The following is a 16,211-nucleotide window of genomic DNA, read 5'->3' on the forward strand; positions in this document are numbered from 1 at the left end:
TGCGCACATGACGGAGGCCGAGGAGGTGACGGGATGACAGCGGTGACGGGGACGCCCCACACGGTGGACACACACGCGCGCACGGTGGACACGCACCCGCGCACGGTGGACACACACGCGCGCGAACTGGCGGCACAGCGCGTGCCGTTCGTGCACGCCCGCGTGGTGCGCGCCCAGGCCCCGTCCTCCGCACACCCGGGTGACGAGGCGATCGTGTACGGCGACGGCAGGATCGAGGGCTTCGTCGGCGGGGTGTGCGCCGAGGAATCGGTGCGCACGGCGGCACTCGGCGCGCTGCGCGGCGACGGCCCGCTGCTGCTCCGGGTGCTTCCGGAGGGCGACGAGGACTTCCCCGACACCCCGGGCGCCCAGGTGGTGGTCAACCCCTGCCTTTCCGGAGGGGCGTTGGAGATCTTTCTGGAGCCGGTACTGCCGCCGCCGCTGATCGAGATCGCCGGACGCACCCCGATCGCCGAGGCCTGTGTCGCACTCGCCGACGTACTCGGATACGCCACCGCACGCTCCCTGCCCGAGGGCCCGCCCGCCGAGCACACCGGTGCCGTCGTCGTGGCCGGACACGGCCGCGGCGACACCGAGTCGCTGCGCGCCGCCCTGGACGCCGGCGTCCCGCACATCGAACTGGTCGCCAGCCGCCGCCGCGGCGCCGCGCTCCTCGACGAACTCGGGCTCACCGAGGCCGAGCGCGTCCGGATCCACAGTCCGGCCGGGCTCGACATCGGCGCCCGCACCCCGGCGGAGATCGCCCTGTCGATCCTGGCCGAGATCGTCGAGAGCGTACGGTCGGTCGGCGCGCCCTCGTCGGTGGGGCACGACGACCGGCCCGTCCAGGCGGTGGATCCGGTGTGCGGGATGACGGTGACCGTACGGCCCGACACGTCCCATCTGGCCGTAGGGGAAGAGGAGTTGTGGTTCTGCGGACCCGGCTGCCGGGACCGGTACGCGGCCGGGCTTGCGAGCTGAGGGGGTGAGCGCACTGTTCACGGACGCCGAGGACGTACGGCGCCGACTCGCGGACATCGGACATCTCGTCGACCGGGGCACCGCCACCGCCCTCCACCTGGCCACCGCCCTCGACCGGCCGCTGCTTCTGGAGGGCGAACCCGGCGTCGGCAAGACGAGCGCGGCCAAAGCCCTCGCCCGGGCCCTGGACACCCCGCTGATCCGCCTGCAGTGCTACGAGGGACTGACGGCCGGCGAGGCGCTCTACGAATGGAACTACCAGCGGCAGCTGCTCGCGGTGCGCCGCACCGAGGCCCTCGGACAACGGGCAGGGGACGCGGACCTGTTCACCGCCGAGTACCTTCTCGACCGGCCCTTGCTGCGGGCCGTGCGGCACGAGGGCCCGCGGCCGCCGGTGCTCCTGATCGACGAGATCGACCGGGCCGACGACGAGTTCGAGGCGCTGCTCTTCGAGTTCCTCGGCGAATGGACCATCACCATCCCCGAGTTGGGCACCTTCGCCGCCGGGCGCCCGCCCGTGGTGATCCTCACCTCCAACCGCAGCCGCGAACTGCACGACGCACTGCGCCGGCGATGCCTCTACCACTGGATCGACCACCCCACTCCCGAGCGCACGGCGGAGATCCTGCGCCGCTCGGTGCCGGCCGCGAACGCACCCCTGATCGCGTCCGCCACGGAGTTCATCGGCAAGGTCCGCGCCCTCGACCTGGACAAGGTTCCGGGCATGGCCGAGGCCATCGACTGGGTCTCCGCGCTCGCCGCCCTCCGGGTGTCCGAGCTGGCGCGCAAGGACGTCGTCGCGACCCTGAGTGCGGTCGCCAAGAGCCCCGACGACCGCACCACCATCACCGGGGCCCTCGGAGAATTCGGCTACCCCGAAGAAGCGAGGAGACCGTAAGCCATGAAGATCGACAACGAGTTCCGCGTCGATGTACCCGTCGAGCGGGCCTGGGAGGCTCTCACCGACTTGGAGGCTCTCGCACCCTGCATGCCCGGAGCACAGCTCACGGGCGTCGAGGGCGAAGTCCACCGCGGCAAGGTCAAGGTCAAAGTGGGGCCTGTGATCAGCCAGTTCGCGGGCACGGCCCAGTTCGTGGAACGCGACCGGGAAACCCACAGCGCGGTGATCAGCGCGGCCGGCAAGGACACCCGCGGGCAGGGGAACGCGTCCGCACGGATCAACGCGGTGCTGCGTCCCGACGGTCCTGAGCGTACGCAGGTCAGCGTGACCACGGATCTCAACATCAGTGGAAAGCTGGCCCAGTTCGGCAGCGGCATGATCAAGGAGATCTCGGAGAAGCTGTTCGCGCAGTTCGTGGCGAACGTGGAGAGCCAATTGCTCGCGGGACCGGCGGAGACGGGGAATCCGGCTCCGGAGGCGTCGCCCGAGCCGGAGGGGCGTCGTGCTGCCGCAGCCGCGTCCGCACCTGACTCACCTTCCGCTGTGGATCGGGCAGGTGCCTCGGTCACGGCCAAGGTCAAGGCCGATGACGACCAGGAGCAGGGGCAAGGGCAGGAGCAGGAGCCGGAGAAGCAGTCGGAGAAGAAGTCGGAGCCGGAGGACGGACCCGAGGCCCTCGACCTGATGCGCCTCGCCGGCAAGTCCGTCTACAAGCGGCTGATCCCGGTCGCCGTGGCCGCCGTCGTCGTCGGCGTGGTGATCTACCTCCTGGTGCGCTGAACCGGAGCCGACGCCAGAAGGACGCCATGGAGACGCCATGAACGGGACGGACCCCTTCCTGCCCGCCGTGGACCGGGCTGCGTTCGCCGCGGCCCTGGCGGACCGACTCCGGCACGGCGGTGTGCCGGTGGGCCTGACGGCCACCCAGGACCTGGTGGCCGCGCTGACCGTCGCCCGGCCGTCCACGCGCACGGCGCTGTACTGGACGGCCCGCATCACCCTCGTCCGGGACAGGCCGTACCTGAACCGCTTCGACGAGGTCTTCGCCGCGGTGTTCGGTGACGCCCTGCTCGCGGTCGATCCGCACGCCCGCCGCGACGGCCTCGGTGCCGTGCCGCCCCGCGGCGGGCCCGCGGCACCCCTGCTCACCGACGCCGCCGGCGATCCGATCGGCGGGACCGGACTGCCCTGGGCAACACTGGCACCCACCGTCGGCGCGGCCGAGCACAGCGAGGACCACGTCCTGACCGTCCCGCAGCGGCTGCCCTCCGACCTCGCGGGCGCGGTGGACACACCGTTCGAGCAACTCGACGAACGGGAGAGCGATCTGCTCGGCCAGTACCTCGAGGCCGCACTGGGGGAGTGGCCGACCCAGCGCTCACGCCGGTACGCGGTACGCCCGGGCGGTTCCCGGGTGGCGATCAGGGAGACCGTGGCACGGTCCCGGCGCACCGGCTGGGAACCGGTCCGCCTCGTGCGCACGGCACCCGTGCGCCGGCCACGACGAGTGGTGGTGCTGTGCGACGTCAGCCGCTCGATGCAGGCCCAGGCGGTGCCGTACCTGCATCTGATGCGTGCGCTCGCGCGGGCGACGCGAGCGGAGACGTTCGCCTTCGCCACCTCGCTGACGCGCCTGACCCACGTACTCGCGCACCGCTCGGCGCAGACCGCGTTCGAGGAGGCCTCGGAGCGGGTCACGGACCGCTTCGGCGGTACGAGGATCGCGTACTGCCTGGAGACGCTGCTCGCCTCGCACCACGGAGGCGCGGTACGCGGCGCGGTCGTGCTCATCGCCTCCGACGGCTGGGACGGCGACCCACCGGAGCGCCTGGCAGCGGCGATGGCCCGCCTGCACCGCCGAGCCCACCTGATCACCTGGCTCAACCCCCGCGCCGGCACCCCCGGTTACGTCCCCCGCACCACAACCATGGCCGCGGCCCTGCCCCACATCGACGTCCTCCTCCCCGCGACAACGTTCAACGACCTCGTAGACCTGGGCCCGCGCCTGGCGGCGCTCCGTAACAGCCCCTCCGGCGTTTGAGGAGGCCTTACAAACAAGCCCCTCCGGCGTTTGAGGAGGCCCCTCCGGCAGGAGTTCCGGGAAGGGGCGGGTTTGGGGAATCCCACCCCCACCCCCACCCCCATCCCCGGGGACCGGAGGTCAACTCCAAAGCGTCACATGAATAGCGGGCCGAAAACGCCCAGCCGTAACCCCCGTTCCGCGAAGCATCGCCTGAGTGGCCCGAGGCGTCGTGACAAACCTCCGCAGCTCCGCTGCGACCGGCGGCGACTCCCGGTCCCCGAGCGCGAGCAGATTCCACGACCCCCGAGCGGGCAGATGCGGCCCGCTGAGCTGACACAGGTCCCCACCCGCCAGATCCTTCGTGACGGCGAACGTGACCGCCAGGACCACCCCCTTGCCGTGCTTCGCCTCGTCGACAGCGGCCGCATGGCTCTGAAAGATCCGCTGATGGTGCTCGGGGACGGCAAGACGCCGCAGCACCGAGGGCACGATCCCCGCCCGTCCCACCGCCGAAGGCCCGAGCAGCCACGCCTGTTCGCGCAGCTCCGCGACTCCGACGGCGCCCTGCCGCGCGGCCAGCGGATGACCGGCCCCGACGACGGCGATCATCTGGTAGTTCAGGAAGTGCGTACAACTCATCGAGTCGTCCACGGTGGCCGGCCGGGGCCCGAGCGCGACGTCGACCGCCCGCTCCGTCAACAGCGCGGGGAAGCGCTGCGGATTGTGCACACTGAGCTCGACGTCCAGGTCATGGGCGCGCCCGGCGAACAACTCGATCAGGCCCGGCGCCGCGTACTCCGCGAACAGGCTCGACGCCGCGACCCGCAGCAGCCGCCGCCCGGACCCGGCCATCTGCACTTCGAGCACGGTCTGGTCCTGGAGCCCGAGCATCTCGGCCGCCCGGCTGGCGAGCCGCAGCCCGCCCGGTGTGAAGGCGAGGCCGTGGGCGGTGCGCGTGAAGAGCTTGTCGCCGAGTTCCTTGCGCAGATGGGCGATGTGCAACGAGACGGCGGCCTCGGTGACGCCCAGGTCAGCGGCTGCCGCCTTGACCGAGCCGAGGCGGACGGTCGCCGCGAATGCCCGAAGTTGTGCCGGGGTCAACCAGAACCTCCCGTGTGCACCACGGACCTCACTCCATATGTGACCTGCGTCTCAAGTTAGCGCACAGGCCGTTCCCCGGGCCACGCCTCCGGCCGAACCGCGGTGCCCGGTGAGGTCCCGCCCGGTCGGTGACCTCGCTCAGCTGCGGCTGCGGGTCAGTACGTGCGTGGTGCTGCCGTCGTCCTCCTCGACGTCCCGGACGTGCTCGAAGCCGATCCGGGTCAGCACGGCGAGAGATGCCGCGTTGGGTGCGGCCACCGTGGCGTGCACGGCGGTGAGGCCGAGGGTGGCGAATCCGTACTCGACCAGTTTCTGCGCCAGTTCCGTCCCGAGGCCCGATCCCCACACCTCGGGCGCGAGGGCGTAGATGATCTCGTGGCCTTCGACCTCGGCGGTCCACTTGATCTCGGCGTGCCCGACCAGACGCCCCTCGTGGCGAACCGCCCAGACGTCGAAGAGGGACTCCGCGTACACCTTGGAGAAGATCCGCCCGAACAGGGCCCGGTCCGCTGCCTCGGTGTCCGGGCCGTCGCCCATCCAGCGCGACACCCTGGTGTCCTGGAAGAGCGCGACGAAGTCCTCCTCGTCCGCACGGACGTACGGCTCCAGGAGCAGCCGCTCGGTGTGCAGCACGGGGGTCATGAGCCGTGACGCTATCCCGTAGCCCACCGGCCGGCACCTCAATTGATGTGCGACGCAGCGCGGGCAGGCCTAGCGTGAGCCCATGACCTGGCTCCCTGCCGACTTCGTCCATCCCGTCCATGTACCCGTGCCCGGGACCACCCTGCATCTGCGGCCGATCCGGGAGGCGGACGCGGCGATCGACCACCCGGCGGTGATGAACTCCCGTGACCGGCTGTGGGAGATCTTCGGCCCGGCCTGGTCCTGGCCGAGCGAGTCGATGACCCTCGAGCAGGACCGCGCCGACCTGCTCCGGCACGAGAAGGAGATGGCCGCGCACCAGTCGTTCAACTACGCGCTCCTGGACGAGGACGAGACGGCGCTCCTCGGCTGTGTCTACGTGGACCCGCCCGAGCGCGCCGGAGCCGACGGCGAGGTCGCCTGGTGGGTGGTGGACGAGCTGGTCGGCAGCGACACGGAGCAGGCGCTCGACGCCCTGGTGCCGCGGTGGATCGCCGCCGACTGGCCGTTCACACAGCCTCGTTGCATCGGCCGTGACATCACCTGGCAGGACTGGATGGCACTGCCGCCCGCGGTCGGCGACGCCGACGCCTGAGACGCGGCCGTCCGATCCCCGCCACCCTTCCCTCGCCACCCGGAACCGGCGTCCGGCGCCGGCCGCCGGACGCCGATAGCCGCTCAGCGCGGGCCGACGGCCGCGGTGGCCAGGAAGTCGAGCAGGACGGCGTTGAAGCGCTCCGGCTGCTCGGCGCCCGGCAGATGACCGGCCTGCTCGATCACGGACAGCACCGCGGAGGGGACCAGGCGGCGGATCTCCTCGGCGTCGGCGACCGGCGTATAGGCGTCGTCCGCACCGACGACGACAAGCACGGGCTTGCGGACCGCTGCCAGGGTGTCGCGGTGGTCGGGCCGTTCGGCCCGCCCGCGCAGCGCCGCGGCCGCGCCCCGGGGATCCGTCGCACGCATCATCTCCTGCACCCGCGCGGCGACATGAGGCATCGCGGACACGTTGTACGCAGCGAGCATCTTGTCGATCACCTCGTCCGCGTAGCCGCCCATGCCCTCGGCGAGCAGCCGGTCGGCGAGTCGGTTGCGGACCTGCTTGCCCTGCTCGGTCTCCGCCGGGGCGGAGGTGTCGGACAGTACGAGGGCGAGCACGCGGTGCGGATGCCGGAGCTGGACCTCCATGGCGATCTGTCCGCCCATCGAGACGCCGCCGATCACCGCCCCGGGGATGTCCAGATGATCGAGGAGCGCGGCGAGATCGTCGGCGAAGTCGGCGAGGAGCACCTTCCCCGGCGTGACGCTGCTGCGCCCGTAGCCGCGCAGATCGGGGGTGACGACCCGATACCCGGCCGCGCTCAGGGCCTCGGCCTGGGGCGCCCACAAGGTGCTGTTGAAAGGGTGCCCGTGGATCAGCAGGACGGGCGTGCCGCCCGACGGGCCGTGATCGTCGTAGTGGAGCGTGGCGCCGCGCAGCGGTATGGCGTTCATGTCACGCACCCTAACCACGCGGCCCGCCGTAAGTGCAGGCGTTTCGTGGCGGAGGCCATGTCCGCGATACTGGTCGGGACCCCGACCCTTCACAGAAGATCCCATGGCCAAGAACAGCAGCCCCTCGACCACCGTCCCCGACACCGTGTGGCTGGGCAACGGGCGCCATTCAGGGCCCGAGCCCGAGCTGGACATCAGGCGCAACCTGATCGCACTCAAGGCGGCAGGGGTGCTCGACGACTTCCTGGAACTCGATCCGGCCGAGGCCGCCCGATCCACGGTCCTGCACCCGCGGGACGCGTCCGCGGACCCCGGCCCGTCCGCCCGGCGGCTCTTCGAGGCACGCTGGCGCCCCGTCGAGCACATCACCGTGCGTGCCCAGCTGACCACGTACGACGCCCCGTTGCGCCGCAAGGAGAGCGACGGAGTCACCTGGGTGCTCGCCGCCGAGGCCGAGCAGCCCTGGGACGTACGGTGGGCCTCGCCCGCGACCATGTTCTGGCCGGACAGCGACCGGGTGGCCTGGGACCAGGACCTGGTGGCCGGACTGCGCCTGCGGACGACGAACCATCTGCCGAAGGACGACGACGCGGTGCGCCGCCTGCTGCGCGACTGCACCCGCCAGAGCTGGTACATCCACATCGTCGTGCACGAGGCGATGACACCGGACGCGCTCGGACAGCGGCCGGTCGCGGCCTTCCTGCCGCCGAGCCTGCGCCACCGGATCGTCGAGCACCGGGCCACGCCCGACCAGGCCCGCATCGCGGACTTCGCCATGAAGCGGGAGCTCGATGTGCGGATGCCGCGCGGCGGCGCGGTCATCCTGCCCTCGACACCACCGGTGGCCGGGTACGACGCAGCGCGCTGCACGGTGCAGAACGTCTTCCTCGACGGCACGCAGCCGACCCAACTGCTCGACAGGATCAGGGAGTTCGCGATGCTCCCGCGACCCCTGCCGCCCGAGGCCGAACAGGCCCTGAACCGGCTGCGCCAAAGCTGGCACCTGCTCACCGCGGAGGAGGAGCTGGCCCACGCCCAGGGCATGGCCGTCCGGTACGCCGAGGCGCTCGAGGAGATGACCCGGTCCCGCGACCGCTATCGGGAAGCGGCCGAGGCGGCGCACGCCGCACTCGCCGAGGCGACCGGCGGGAGCGGCGCGGTGCCGCACCTGCCGGCGCCGGCGCGGCCGGACGGAGCGCCGGGATCGCCGCGCAGCGCACTGACGAAAGCTTTCGGCCGCTTCCGAGGGTCGAACGGCAAGTAGCCTCCTCCGCCCGGCCGTTCGGCCGCACTCGCTCCTCATCCGCAGGCCCGCTCCGCATCCGCAGGCCCGTCCCGCCCGACAAGGACCATCACCGTGCTCGTCACCCGCTCCGTCGCCCTGTTCGTCGTGGCCGCGTTGTTCGAGATCGGGGGCGCCTGGCTGGTGTGGCAGGGCATCCGGGAGCACAAGGGGTGGATTTGGATCGGGGCGGGCGTGATCGCACTCGGCCTGTACGGCGTGGTCGCCACGCTGCAGAGCGACGACAACTTCGGACGGATCCTCGCCGCGTACGGGGGCGTCTTCGTCGCCGGTTCGATCGCCTGGGGCATGGTCGCCGACGGCTACCGGCCGGACCGCTACGACGTCATCGGTGCCCTGGTGTGCCTGCTCGGGATGGCCGTCATCATGTACGCGCCGCGCGGCAACTGACCTGCCGGAGACGGGAATTGCCGGTGGGAGTCGCAGGCGAGTCCTACGGCAGCGCCAGCCGGCCGCCCACGGTCGACTCCCGGGTCTCCAGCCAGTGCGGGGCCGTGTGCACCTCGAAGGGCGCCGGATCCTCCTCCGAACGGATGCGGGTGGCCAGGCACTTGACCGCGAGCGAGGCGATCGCTGCCCGGTCGGGGACCACCGATGTCAGCGAGGGCGTGCTGTACAGCGCCTCGTCGGAGCCGTCGATCCCGGCCACCGCGACATCCCCGGGGACGCTCAGGCCCGCCTCGTGCAGCGCGCGCAGTGCACCGACCGCCAGCATGTCGCTGAAGCAGAACACCGCGTCCGGGCGTACGCCGGCGGGGAGTCGGGCGAGGGTGCGCATCGCGAGCAGGCCGTTGTGGCGGTCGAAGTCCTGCACCGTGGGCGCCAGGCGCGGGTCGTAGGTCAGCCCGGCCGTGTGCAGGGCCAGTTGGAAGCCCTCCAGGCGCTGTCTGCTGGTCGCGGACGCCTTGCGGTCCACGCCGATCGCGGCGATCCGGGTGCGGCCGAGGCCGGCCAGATGCGCGGTCGCCTCGCGGGCCGCCGCGACATTGTCGATCAGGACGTGGTCGGCGGTCAGCCGGTCCCGCTCGTAGTTGCGCTCGCCGAGCAGTACGAGCGGGAACTCGCTTGCCACTGGGGCGAGTTGGTCCAGGGAGGCATGCAGCGGCGAGAGGATGACACCGTCCAGGAGCGCCGCGCCGACGCCGGTCGCCAGGCGCAGTTCCTCCTTCGCGTCGCCCAGGGTCTCCTCGATGAGCACGGTGAGGCCGAGCTTTGCCGCCTGTGCCCGTACGTGCTGGGCGAGTTCGGCGAAGTACGGCGTGGCCAGGTCCGGGACGGCGAGTGCGATCAGGCCGCTGCGGCCGGTGCGCAGGCGGCGCGCCGAGGCGTTCGGCCGGTAGCCGAGCTCGCGCACGGCACGCATCACATGCTCACGGGTGGCATCGGAGACCCGCGGGGCGTCGCGTACAACGTTGGACACGGTCTTGATCGACACCCCCGCGCGCTCCGCCACGTCCTTGAGTGTCACTGCCGCCACCGACCTGCTCCCCTCCTGCGTTTCCCCTGATTATGCACGGATCCGCCTTGGAAGCCAGGGGCGATCCCGCGCCGGATCCAGGGGCGATCCTGCGCCGGATTCCGGTGCTCCGAACTCCGGATCATCTCGATCGTCGCAAAGGGTTGACCCTACGGACTCACGCCGGTTACAACGTTGGAACCGGCCGCATAGGAAGCGCTTTCTCAGTGCTCGGGGCCGTTCGTCTCACGAAAGGGTCCGCATGTCTCCGCATCCTTCGAGCGCCCCGCTGCGCACCGCCGTGGTCGGCACGGGAGGAATCGCCCGCTCCAGCCATCTGCCCGCACTCCAGGAGCTGGCGGGCGAGGGCCGGGTGGAGATCGTCGCCGCGGTCGATGTCGACGCGGATGCCGCACGCGCCTTCGCCGATTCGGCCGGCATCCCGTACGCGGGCACCGATCTGGACGGCATGCTCGACCAACTGCGCCCGGACCTCGTGGTGTTGTGCACCCCGCCCGCCGTGCACCGGGAGCAGTCGGTCGCCGCGCTGCGGGCCGGCGCCTGGGTCTGGTGCGAGAAGCCGCCGAGCCCGTCGCTCGCCGACCACGATGCCGTCACGGCCGAGGAGAAGGGCGACGACGCGGGGCCGTACGCCTCCATCGTCTTCCAGCACCGCTTCGGATCCGGCGCCCGGCACGTACGCAGGCTGCTGCAGGAGGGCGCCTTCGGCCGGCCCCTGGTGGCCCACTGCCAGACCACCTGGTACCGCGACCAGGCCTACTACGCCGTGCCCTGGCGCGGACGCTGGGCCACCGAGGGCGGCGGCCCGGCCATGGGCCACGGCATCCACCAGACCGATCTGCTCCTGGACCTGATGGGGGAGTGGAGCGAGGTGCGCGGCATGGCCGCCCGCCTCGTGCACGACGTGGAGACCGAGGACGTGTCCACCGCGCAGGTCCGCTTCGCGAGCGGCGCCGTCGCCACCGTCGTCAACAGCGTCCTCAGCCCCGACGAGGTCAGCCGGATCCGCATCGACTGCGAGCGCGCGACCGTCGAACTGACCCACCTGTACGGCTACCGCAACGCGGACTGGCGCATCACGCCGGCACCCGGCGTGCCCGCGGAGGCCGTCGAGGAGTGGAGCAACTTCGGTACGGACGAGCCCAGTTCACACCTCGCCCAGCTGCGTTCGCTCGTCGACGACATCACGGCCGGCCGGCGCCACCCCACCAGCGGACCGGGCGGCCGGCGCACGCTCGAATTCATCACCGCCCTCTACAAGTCCGCCTTCACCGACACCCCCGTACGTGCGGGCGAGATCGGCCCCGGCGACCCCTACTACACCGAACTGCACGGCGGAGCCCCCGACTGGGCGCCCGCCGGCCTCGGCACGCCCGCCACCCCCGGCAAGGAGGAGCACGCATGACGCTCTCGCTGACCCACGCCCACGGCGACCGGATCACCGTGGCCCACGAGGCGTCCGGCGCCGAGCTGTTCGCCTACGTCTACCGTCCCGAGGCCGCCTGGGAAGCACCCAAGCCGTATCTGCACCCACTGCGCACCCTGTCCGGCGCCACGGTCACCGACTACCGGCCGAACGACCACCGCTGGCACAAGGGCCTGCAGCTCACCGCCTCCCACCTCTCGGGCCAGAACCTCTGGGGCGGCAACACCTATGTGCACGGCGAGGGCTACCTCGAACTGCCCGAACGGGTCGGCTCGATGGCCCATGCGGCCTTCGACGAGGTGTCCGCATCGGGCGACCGCGCGGTGATCGCCGAGCGCCTGACCTGGCATCCGCACGACGGCGAGCTGTGGGCCGACGAGGAGCGCCGCGTCGAGGTGTGCGACGTCGACCCGGAGGCCGGCAGCTGGACCCTCGGCTGGACCTCCTCGATCACCAACCGCCGTACCGAACCCCTGCGTTTCGGCAGCCCCACCACCCACGGTCGCCCGGCGGCCGGCTACACCGGCCTCTTCTGGCGCGGCCCGCGCGCCTTCCGCGACGGCCGGGTGCTCACCGCAGACGCCGAGGGCGAGGAGGTGATGGGCGGCCAGGCACCCTGGCTCGCGTACACCGGCGAGCACGACGGACGGGACGGCCACGCCACCGTCGTCTTCGAGCACGCACCCGCCAACGACCACACGGGGGAGCGGGGGACGCACCCGGCGCACTGGTTCGTGCGCAGCGACCCGTTCGCCGCTGTCGCACCCTCCTGGGCCTTCCACGACGAGCTGCTGCTCGAACCCGGCGCGACCCTCACCCGCGGCTACCGCGTCCACATCGCCGACGGCGACTGGGACCGGGAGCGGATCACCGCGCACCTCAAGGAGCGCCCATGGTGAGCACGACGGCGTACGAGGGATTCCCCGCGGCCGTCGGGGTGTCGAGGCTGCGTGTGTACGACTGGCCCACGGTCGACGGACACCCGGGCGGCGGCACGCCGCATCTGCACCTCGCCTGCACCGAGGGCTATGTGGTCACCGGCGGCCGCGGCGCCGTACAGACGCTCACCACCTCCGGATTCCGGGAGACGCCGCTGGAACCGGGCACCGTCGCCTGGTTCACCCCCGGCACCATCCACCGACTCGTCGACGAGGGCGGCCTGGAGATCGTCGTCGTGATGGAGAACAGCGGACTGCCCGAGGCCGGCGACGCCGTACTGACCCTCCCGCCGCAGCTGCTCACCGACCGCGCCACCTACGCCGAGGCAGTACGGATCCCGCCCGGCGCCGGCGAGGAGCGGCAGGCCGAAGTCGCCCGCGCCCGGCGGGACGTGGCGACCCGACGCTTCCTCGAACTGCGCGCGGCGACCGAGGCGGGCGACCCCGGGCCACTCGCCGAGTTCCAGCGCGCGGCGGTCGCTCTCGTACGACCCCAGCTGGACGACTGGACCGGGCGCTGGCAGGACGGCGCACACACCGCCGCGACAGCGACCGCCGCCCAACTCACCGCACTGCGTGAGCAGGACGGACACCACCTCACCGAGGCGGCCGTCGCCTCGACCGGCCCCACGGCACGCGGACGCTTCGGCATGTGCGGCCGCCTGGACGTGTACCAGGGCATCTGACGACACGTCAGCACGCCTGCACCCAGCCATCGCCGGCCGACGACCCGCACCCTCCGCACACCCACCACCCAGCCCCCGGAAGGCCCTCATGCCCGAGCCCCCCATCGGCCGGCGCCGGCACCCGAGCCGGCGGTCCGTACTGGCCGCGGCCGGCGCCGGTCTCGGCACCGCGCTGGCGGCGTCACTCACCGCGTGTTCGAGCGCGAGCGGCGGCGAGTCCCGCGGCGTCACCCTCACCATCGCCTGGTGGGGGAACGACGACCGGGCCGAACGCACCCAGCGGGCCCTGCGTCTCTTCGAGAAGGAGCACCCGGGCGTCACCGTCCAGGCCTCCAACTCGGACTTCGGCTCGTACATGCAGAAGCTCGCCACCCAGGCCGCGGGCGGCGGCATCCCCGATCTGGCCCAGCTCGACTACCGCCAGATCTCCCAGTACGCGGGCGGCGGCGCCCTGCTGCCGCTCGACTCCGCCGTACGGGACAAGCGCATCCGCACCGCCGACATCGACACCGACCTGCTGCGCACCGGCACCTTCGGCGGCAAGCAGTACGCGCTGCCGATGGGCCGCGGCATCACCGGATTCGCCTACGACACCAAGATGTTCAAGAAGGCCGGCCTCCGCACCCCGCGCCCCGACTGGACCTGGCAGGAGTGGGCGGAGGCCAATCGCCGTATCGCCGCACTCGGCCTGAAGTCACCGGACGGCCGCCCCGTCACGGGCGCCAACGACGGCGGGGTCAACGAGGACGTCTTCGAGACCTGGCTGCGCAGCCGCGGCGGAAAGCTCTACGCGAGCCAGACCCGGCTCGGCTTCAGCGAGGACGACCTCACCGAGTTCTGGACGCTCTGCGACGACCTGCGCAGGAGCGGCGCCACCGCCGAGCCCAAGGACACCGTGCAGGCCGTCAGCATCGAGACCAGTCCGATGGGCCGTGGTCTCGCCGCCTCCGACTACACCTGGGACGCACCGTTCCCCGGCTACACCGACCTGCTGGGCGACCAGGTCCGCTTCTGCCCGTGTCCCACCACCGACGGCCGGCAGGGCTCCTACTTCAAGCCCTCCATGCTCCTGGGCATCGGGGCGAACACCCGGCACCCCGAGGAGGCCGTCCAGCTGGCGGACTTCCTGACCAACGACCCGCGGGCCGGCGCCATCCTCGGCTTCACCCGGTCCACCCCGCCCAACAAGGCCACCGCACGGCGCGTCGCCAAGACCCTCGAGGGCTCCGAGCTGCAGATCTACCGCTACGCCCAGGACATGGAGAAGTACGGCCTGGACGCACCCCCGGCCGCCCCGCCGCGCGGCGACGTCGCGATCCAGATCGCCTTCAAGCGCCAGTACCAGCGGATCGCGTACGACCTGGCCTCGCCGCGGGACGCCGCACGGGAATTCATCGACGAGGCAGAACGGGAGCTGAGGTCATGAGCACGGTCTCCACCAGGTCGCCCGCGTCCACCGACCCCGACAGCGCTCCGGAGGGCGGTGCCCCGCAGCGCACCGGCCGCCGCCGCACCGTACGCGACAAGCAGTGGCCCGCCTATGTGTTCCTGTCGCCCTGGATGATCGGCGCGGGCGTACTGACCCTCGCGCCCATGGCGGTGTCCCTGTATCTGTCCTTCACCGACTACAACCTCTTCGACCCGCCCGAGTGGGTCGGCCTGCGCAACTACACGGAGATGTTCACCGAGGACCCGCGCTACTGGCGCTCGGTCGGCACCACACTCCTGTACGTCGTCGTCGCCGTACCCCTCAAGCTCGCCTTCGCACTCGGCGTGGCGATGCTCCTGAAGAACCTCGGCCGGGGCCGGTCCTTCTATCGCTCCGCCTTCTACGCCCCCTCACTGCTCGGCGCGAGCATGTCCATCGCACTGGTGTGGAAGGCCCTGTTCAACGACGGCGGTTCGGTGCCCGAGGCGCTGGGGTGGATCGGCATCGATACCGGCGGCTGGGTCGGCAACACGGATCTTGCGGTGTTCGCCGTGGTCCTGCTGACGGTGTGGCAGTTCGGCGCCCCCATGGTCATCTTCCTGGCCGGACTCCAGCAGATCTCGCCCGACCTCTACGAGGCCGCGGCACTCGACGGAGCAGGCCGCTGGCGGCAGTTCGTCTCGATCACCGTGCCGATGCTGTCTCCCGTCGTCTTCTTCAATCTCGTCCTGGAGACCATCCAGTCGTTCCAGGTCTTCACCCCCGCCTTCGCGATCAGCGGCGGCGACGGCGGACCCGCCGACTCCACCAACTTCTACACCCTCTACCTGTACGAACGCGGCTTCACCGCGTCGCACATGGGCTACGCATCGGCCATGGCCTGGATGCTGCTCATCGCCATCGCCGTGATCACCGCGATCCTGTTCCGGACCTCGCGTTCCTGGGTCTTCTACGCGGACGAGGAGGGCGGACGATGAACCTCGCCGTCAAGCGCCGGCTCCCGCACGTCGCGGCCGCACTGGGACTGCTCGTCCTGCTCTACCCGCTGGCCTGGCTGCTCGCCACCTCGCTGAAGCCGGCCGACGAGGTGCTCACCAGCCTCGACCTGTGGCCCGGCAAGCTCGAATGGTCCAACTACACCACGGCCCTCGAGGGCGTCTCCGGCATCTCGGTCGGCCGACTGCTCGGCAACACCGTCCTCATCGCGACCGGCGCGGTCATCGGCAATGTGCTGTCCTGCTCGCTGGCCGCCTACGCCTTCGCCCGGCTGCGGTTCCGGATGCGCGGGGTGATGTTCGGCTTCATGGTCGCCACCCTGATGCTGCCGCACCACGTGGTCCTGATCCCGCAGTACATCGTCTTCAACCAGCTCGGCATGGTGGACACGTACTGGCCGCTGATCCTGCCCAAGTTCCTCGCCACCGAGGCGTTCTTCGTCTTCCTGATCGTGCAGTTCATGCGCGGGCTGCCGCGCGAGCTCGAGGAGTCCGCCCGGATCGACGGCTGCGGCCCCTTCCGCACCTACTGGTCGATCACGCTGCCGCTCAGCCGGCCCGCGCTGATCACCACGGCGATCTTCACCTTCATCTGGACCTGGAACGACTTCTTCACACAGATGATCTATCTCTTCGCGCCGGAGAAGTTCACCATCACCCTCGCCCTGCGCAGCTTCGTCGACACCTCGAGCATGTCCGCGTACGGGCCGATGTTCGCGATGTCCGTGATCTCGGTGCTGCCGATCGTGCTGTTCTTCTTCGTGTTCCAGCGCTATCTGGTGCAGGGCATGGCCACCTCCGGACTGAAGGGCTGA

General features: G+C 71.3%; 17 protein-coding genes. 13 read left to right on the forward strand and 4 right to left on the reverse strand.

The annotated features are described in order from the left end of the window. The first annotated feature begins 33 nt into the window (after positions 1 to 33). The 4 genes from DY218_RS31490 to DY218_RS31505 are packed head-to-tail and all read left to right on the forward strand — an operon-like array spanning position 34 to position 3,923. Positions 34 to 981, forward strand: a complete 948-nt coding sequence (locus DY218_RS31490; RefSeq protein WP_128559582.1) for an XdhC family protein — start codon at positions 34 to 36, stop codon at positions 979 to 981. A 4-nt stretch (positions 982 to 985) separates the two neighbouring features. After that, a complete protein-coding gene (locus DY218_RS31495) occupies positions 986 to 1,879 on the forward strand; it encodes an AAA family ATPase (protein ID WP_128559583.1) in 894 nt (297 codons plus the stop codon). Between the two features lie 3 nt (positions 1,880 to 1,882). Further along, complete coding sequence (locus tag DY218_RS31500; RefSeq protein ID WP_128559584.1) at positions 1,883 to 2,662, forward strand: SRPBCC family protein; 780 nt, start codon at positions 1,883 to 1,885, stop codon at positions 2,660 to 2,662. 37 nt (positions 2,663 to 2,699) lie between these two features. After that, the gene (locus DY218_RS31505) at positions 2,700 to 3,923 is read left to right on the forward strand and encodes a vWA domain-containing protein (RefSeq protein WP_128559585.1); all 1,224 of its coding nucleotides are present in this window, start codon (positions 2,700 to 2,702) and stop codon (positions 3,921 to 3,923) included. Positions 3,924 to 4,043: 120 nt separating this feature from the next. On the opposite strand, the gene DY218_RS31510 is transcribed toward DY218_RS31505, so the two are convergent. Beyond that, on the reverse strand, positions 4,044 to 5,006 hold the full coding sequence (locus tag DY218_RS31510; protein WP_128559586.1) for a LysR family transcriptional regulator: 963 nt from the start codon (positions 5,004 to 5,006) through the stop codon (positions 4,044 to 4,046). Positions 5,007 to 5,144: 138 nt separating this feature from the next. Beyond that, positions 5,145 to 5,648 carry a GNAT family N-acetyltransferase gene (locus DY218_RS31515; RefSeq protein ID WP_128559587.1) on the reverse strand — a complete coding sequence of 168 codons (504 nt, stop codon included), beginning with the start codon at positions 5,646 to 5,648 and terminating at the stop codon, positions 5,145 to 5,147. Between the two features lie 82 nt (positions 5,649 to 5,730). On the opposite strand from DY218_RS31515, the gene DY218_RS31520 reads away from it, so the two are divergent. Then, complete coding sequence (locus tag DY218_RS31520; protein ID WP_128559588.1) at positions 5,731 to 6,243, forward strand: GNAT family N-acetyltransferase; 513 nt, start codon at positions 5,731 to 5,733, stop codon at positions 6,241 to 6,243. Positions 6,244 to 6,326: 83 nt separating this feature from the next. On the opposite strand, the gene DY218_RS31525 is transcribed toward DY218_RS31520, so the two are convergent. Beyond that, positions 6,327 to 7,142, reverse strand: coding sequence for an alpha/beta fold hydrolase (locus DY218_RS31525; protein ID WP_128559589.1), 816 nt, complete (start codon positions 7,140 to 7,142; stop codon positions 6,327 to 6,329). Between the two features lie 103 nt (positions 7,143 to 7,245). Here DY218_RS31525 and DY218_RS31530 point away from each other — a divergent pair, with 103 nt between their 5' ends. Next, complete coding sequence (locus DY218_RS31530) at positions 7,246 to 8,406, forward strand: hypothetical protein (RefSeq protein ID WP_128559590.1); 1,161 nt, start codon at positions 7,246 to 7,248, stop codon at positions 8,404 to 8,406. A 93-nt stretch (positions 8,407 to 8,499) separates the two neighbouring features. Further along, positions 8,500 to 8,835: a YnfA family protein gene (locus tag DY218_RS31535; protein WP_128559591.1), complete on the forward strand. Its 336-nt coding sequence runs from the start codon at positions 8,500 to 8,502 to the stop codon at positions 8,833 to 8,835. Positions 8,836 to 8,878: 43 nt separating this feature from the next. Here the strand turns inward: DY218_RS31535 and DY218_RS31540 are convergent, their stop codons facing one another. Continuing rightward, entirely contained in the window at positions 8,879 to 9,922 is a 1,044-nt protein-coding gene (locus DY218_RS31540; protein ID WP_128559592.1) for a LacI family DNA-binding transcriptional regulator, read from the reverse strand. 241 nt (positions 9,923 to 10,163) lie between these two features. Here DY218_RS31540 and DY218_RS31545 point away from each other — a divergent pair, with 241 nt between their 5' ends. The 6 genes from DY218_RS31545 to DY218_RS31570 all read left to right on the forward strand — a co-directional run bounded on the left by DY218_RS31545 (position 10,164) and on the right by DY218_RS31570 (position 16,211). Then, a complete protein-coding gene (locus DY218_RS31545; protein ID WP_128559593.1) occupies positions 10,164 to 11,327 on the forward strand; it encodes a Gfo/Idh/MocA family protein in 1,164 nt (387 codons plus the stop codon). Then, on the forward strand, positions 11,324 to 12,247 hold the full coding sequence (locus tag DY218_RS31550; RefSeq protein WP_128559594.1) for a DUF6807 domain-containing protein: 924 nt from the start codon (positions 11,324 to 11,326) through the stop codon (positions 12,245 to 12,247). Before DY218_RS31545 ends, DY218_RS31550 begins: the two co-directional genes overlap by 4 nt. Continuing rightward, a complete protein-coding gene (locus DY218_RS31555; RefSeq protein ID WP_128559595.1) occupies positions 12,241 to 12,972 on the forward strand; it encodes a cupin in 732 nt (243 codons plus the stop codon). Before DY218_RS31550 ends, DY218_RS31555 begins: the two co-directional genes overlap by 7 nt. Before the next feature lie 88 nt (positions 12,973 to 13,060). Next, complete coding sequence (locus tag DY218_RS31560) at positions 13,061 to 14,398, forward strand: ABC transporter substrate-binding protein (protein ID WP_128559596.1); 1,338 nt, start codon at positions 13,061 to 13,063, stop codon at positions 14,396 to 14,398. Then, positions 14,395 to 15,378 carry a carbohydrate ABC transporter permease gene (locus DY218_RS31565; RefSeq protein ID WP_128559597.1) on the forward strand — a complete coding sequence of 328 codons (984 nt, stop codon included), beginning with the start codon at positions 14,395 to 14,397 and terminating at the stop codon, positions 15,376 to 15,378. Before DY218_RS31560 ends, DY218_RS31565 begins: the two co-directional genes overlap by 4 nt. Next, positions 15,375 to 16,211, forward strand: coding sequence for a carbohydrate ABC transporter permease (locus DY218_RS31570; protein WP_128559598.1), 837 nt, complete (start codon positions 15,375 to 15,377; stop codon positions 16,209 to 16,211). Before DY218_RS31565 ends, DY218_RS31570 begins: the two co-directional genes overlap by 4 nt.

Origin of the sequence: Streptomyces triticagri (assembly GCF_003429565.1) — a bacterium.
Classification (GTDB): Bacteria; Actinomycetota; Actinomycetes; order Streptomycetales; family Streptomycetaceae; genus Streptomyces; species Streptomyces triticagri.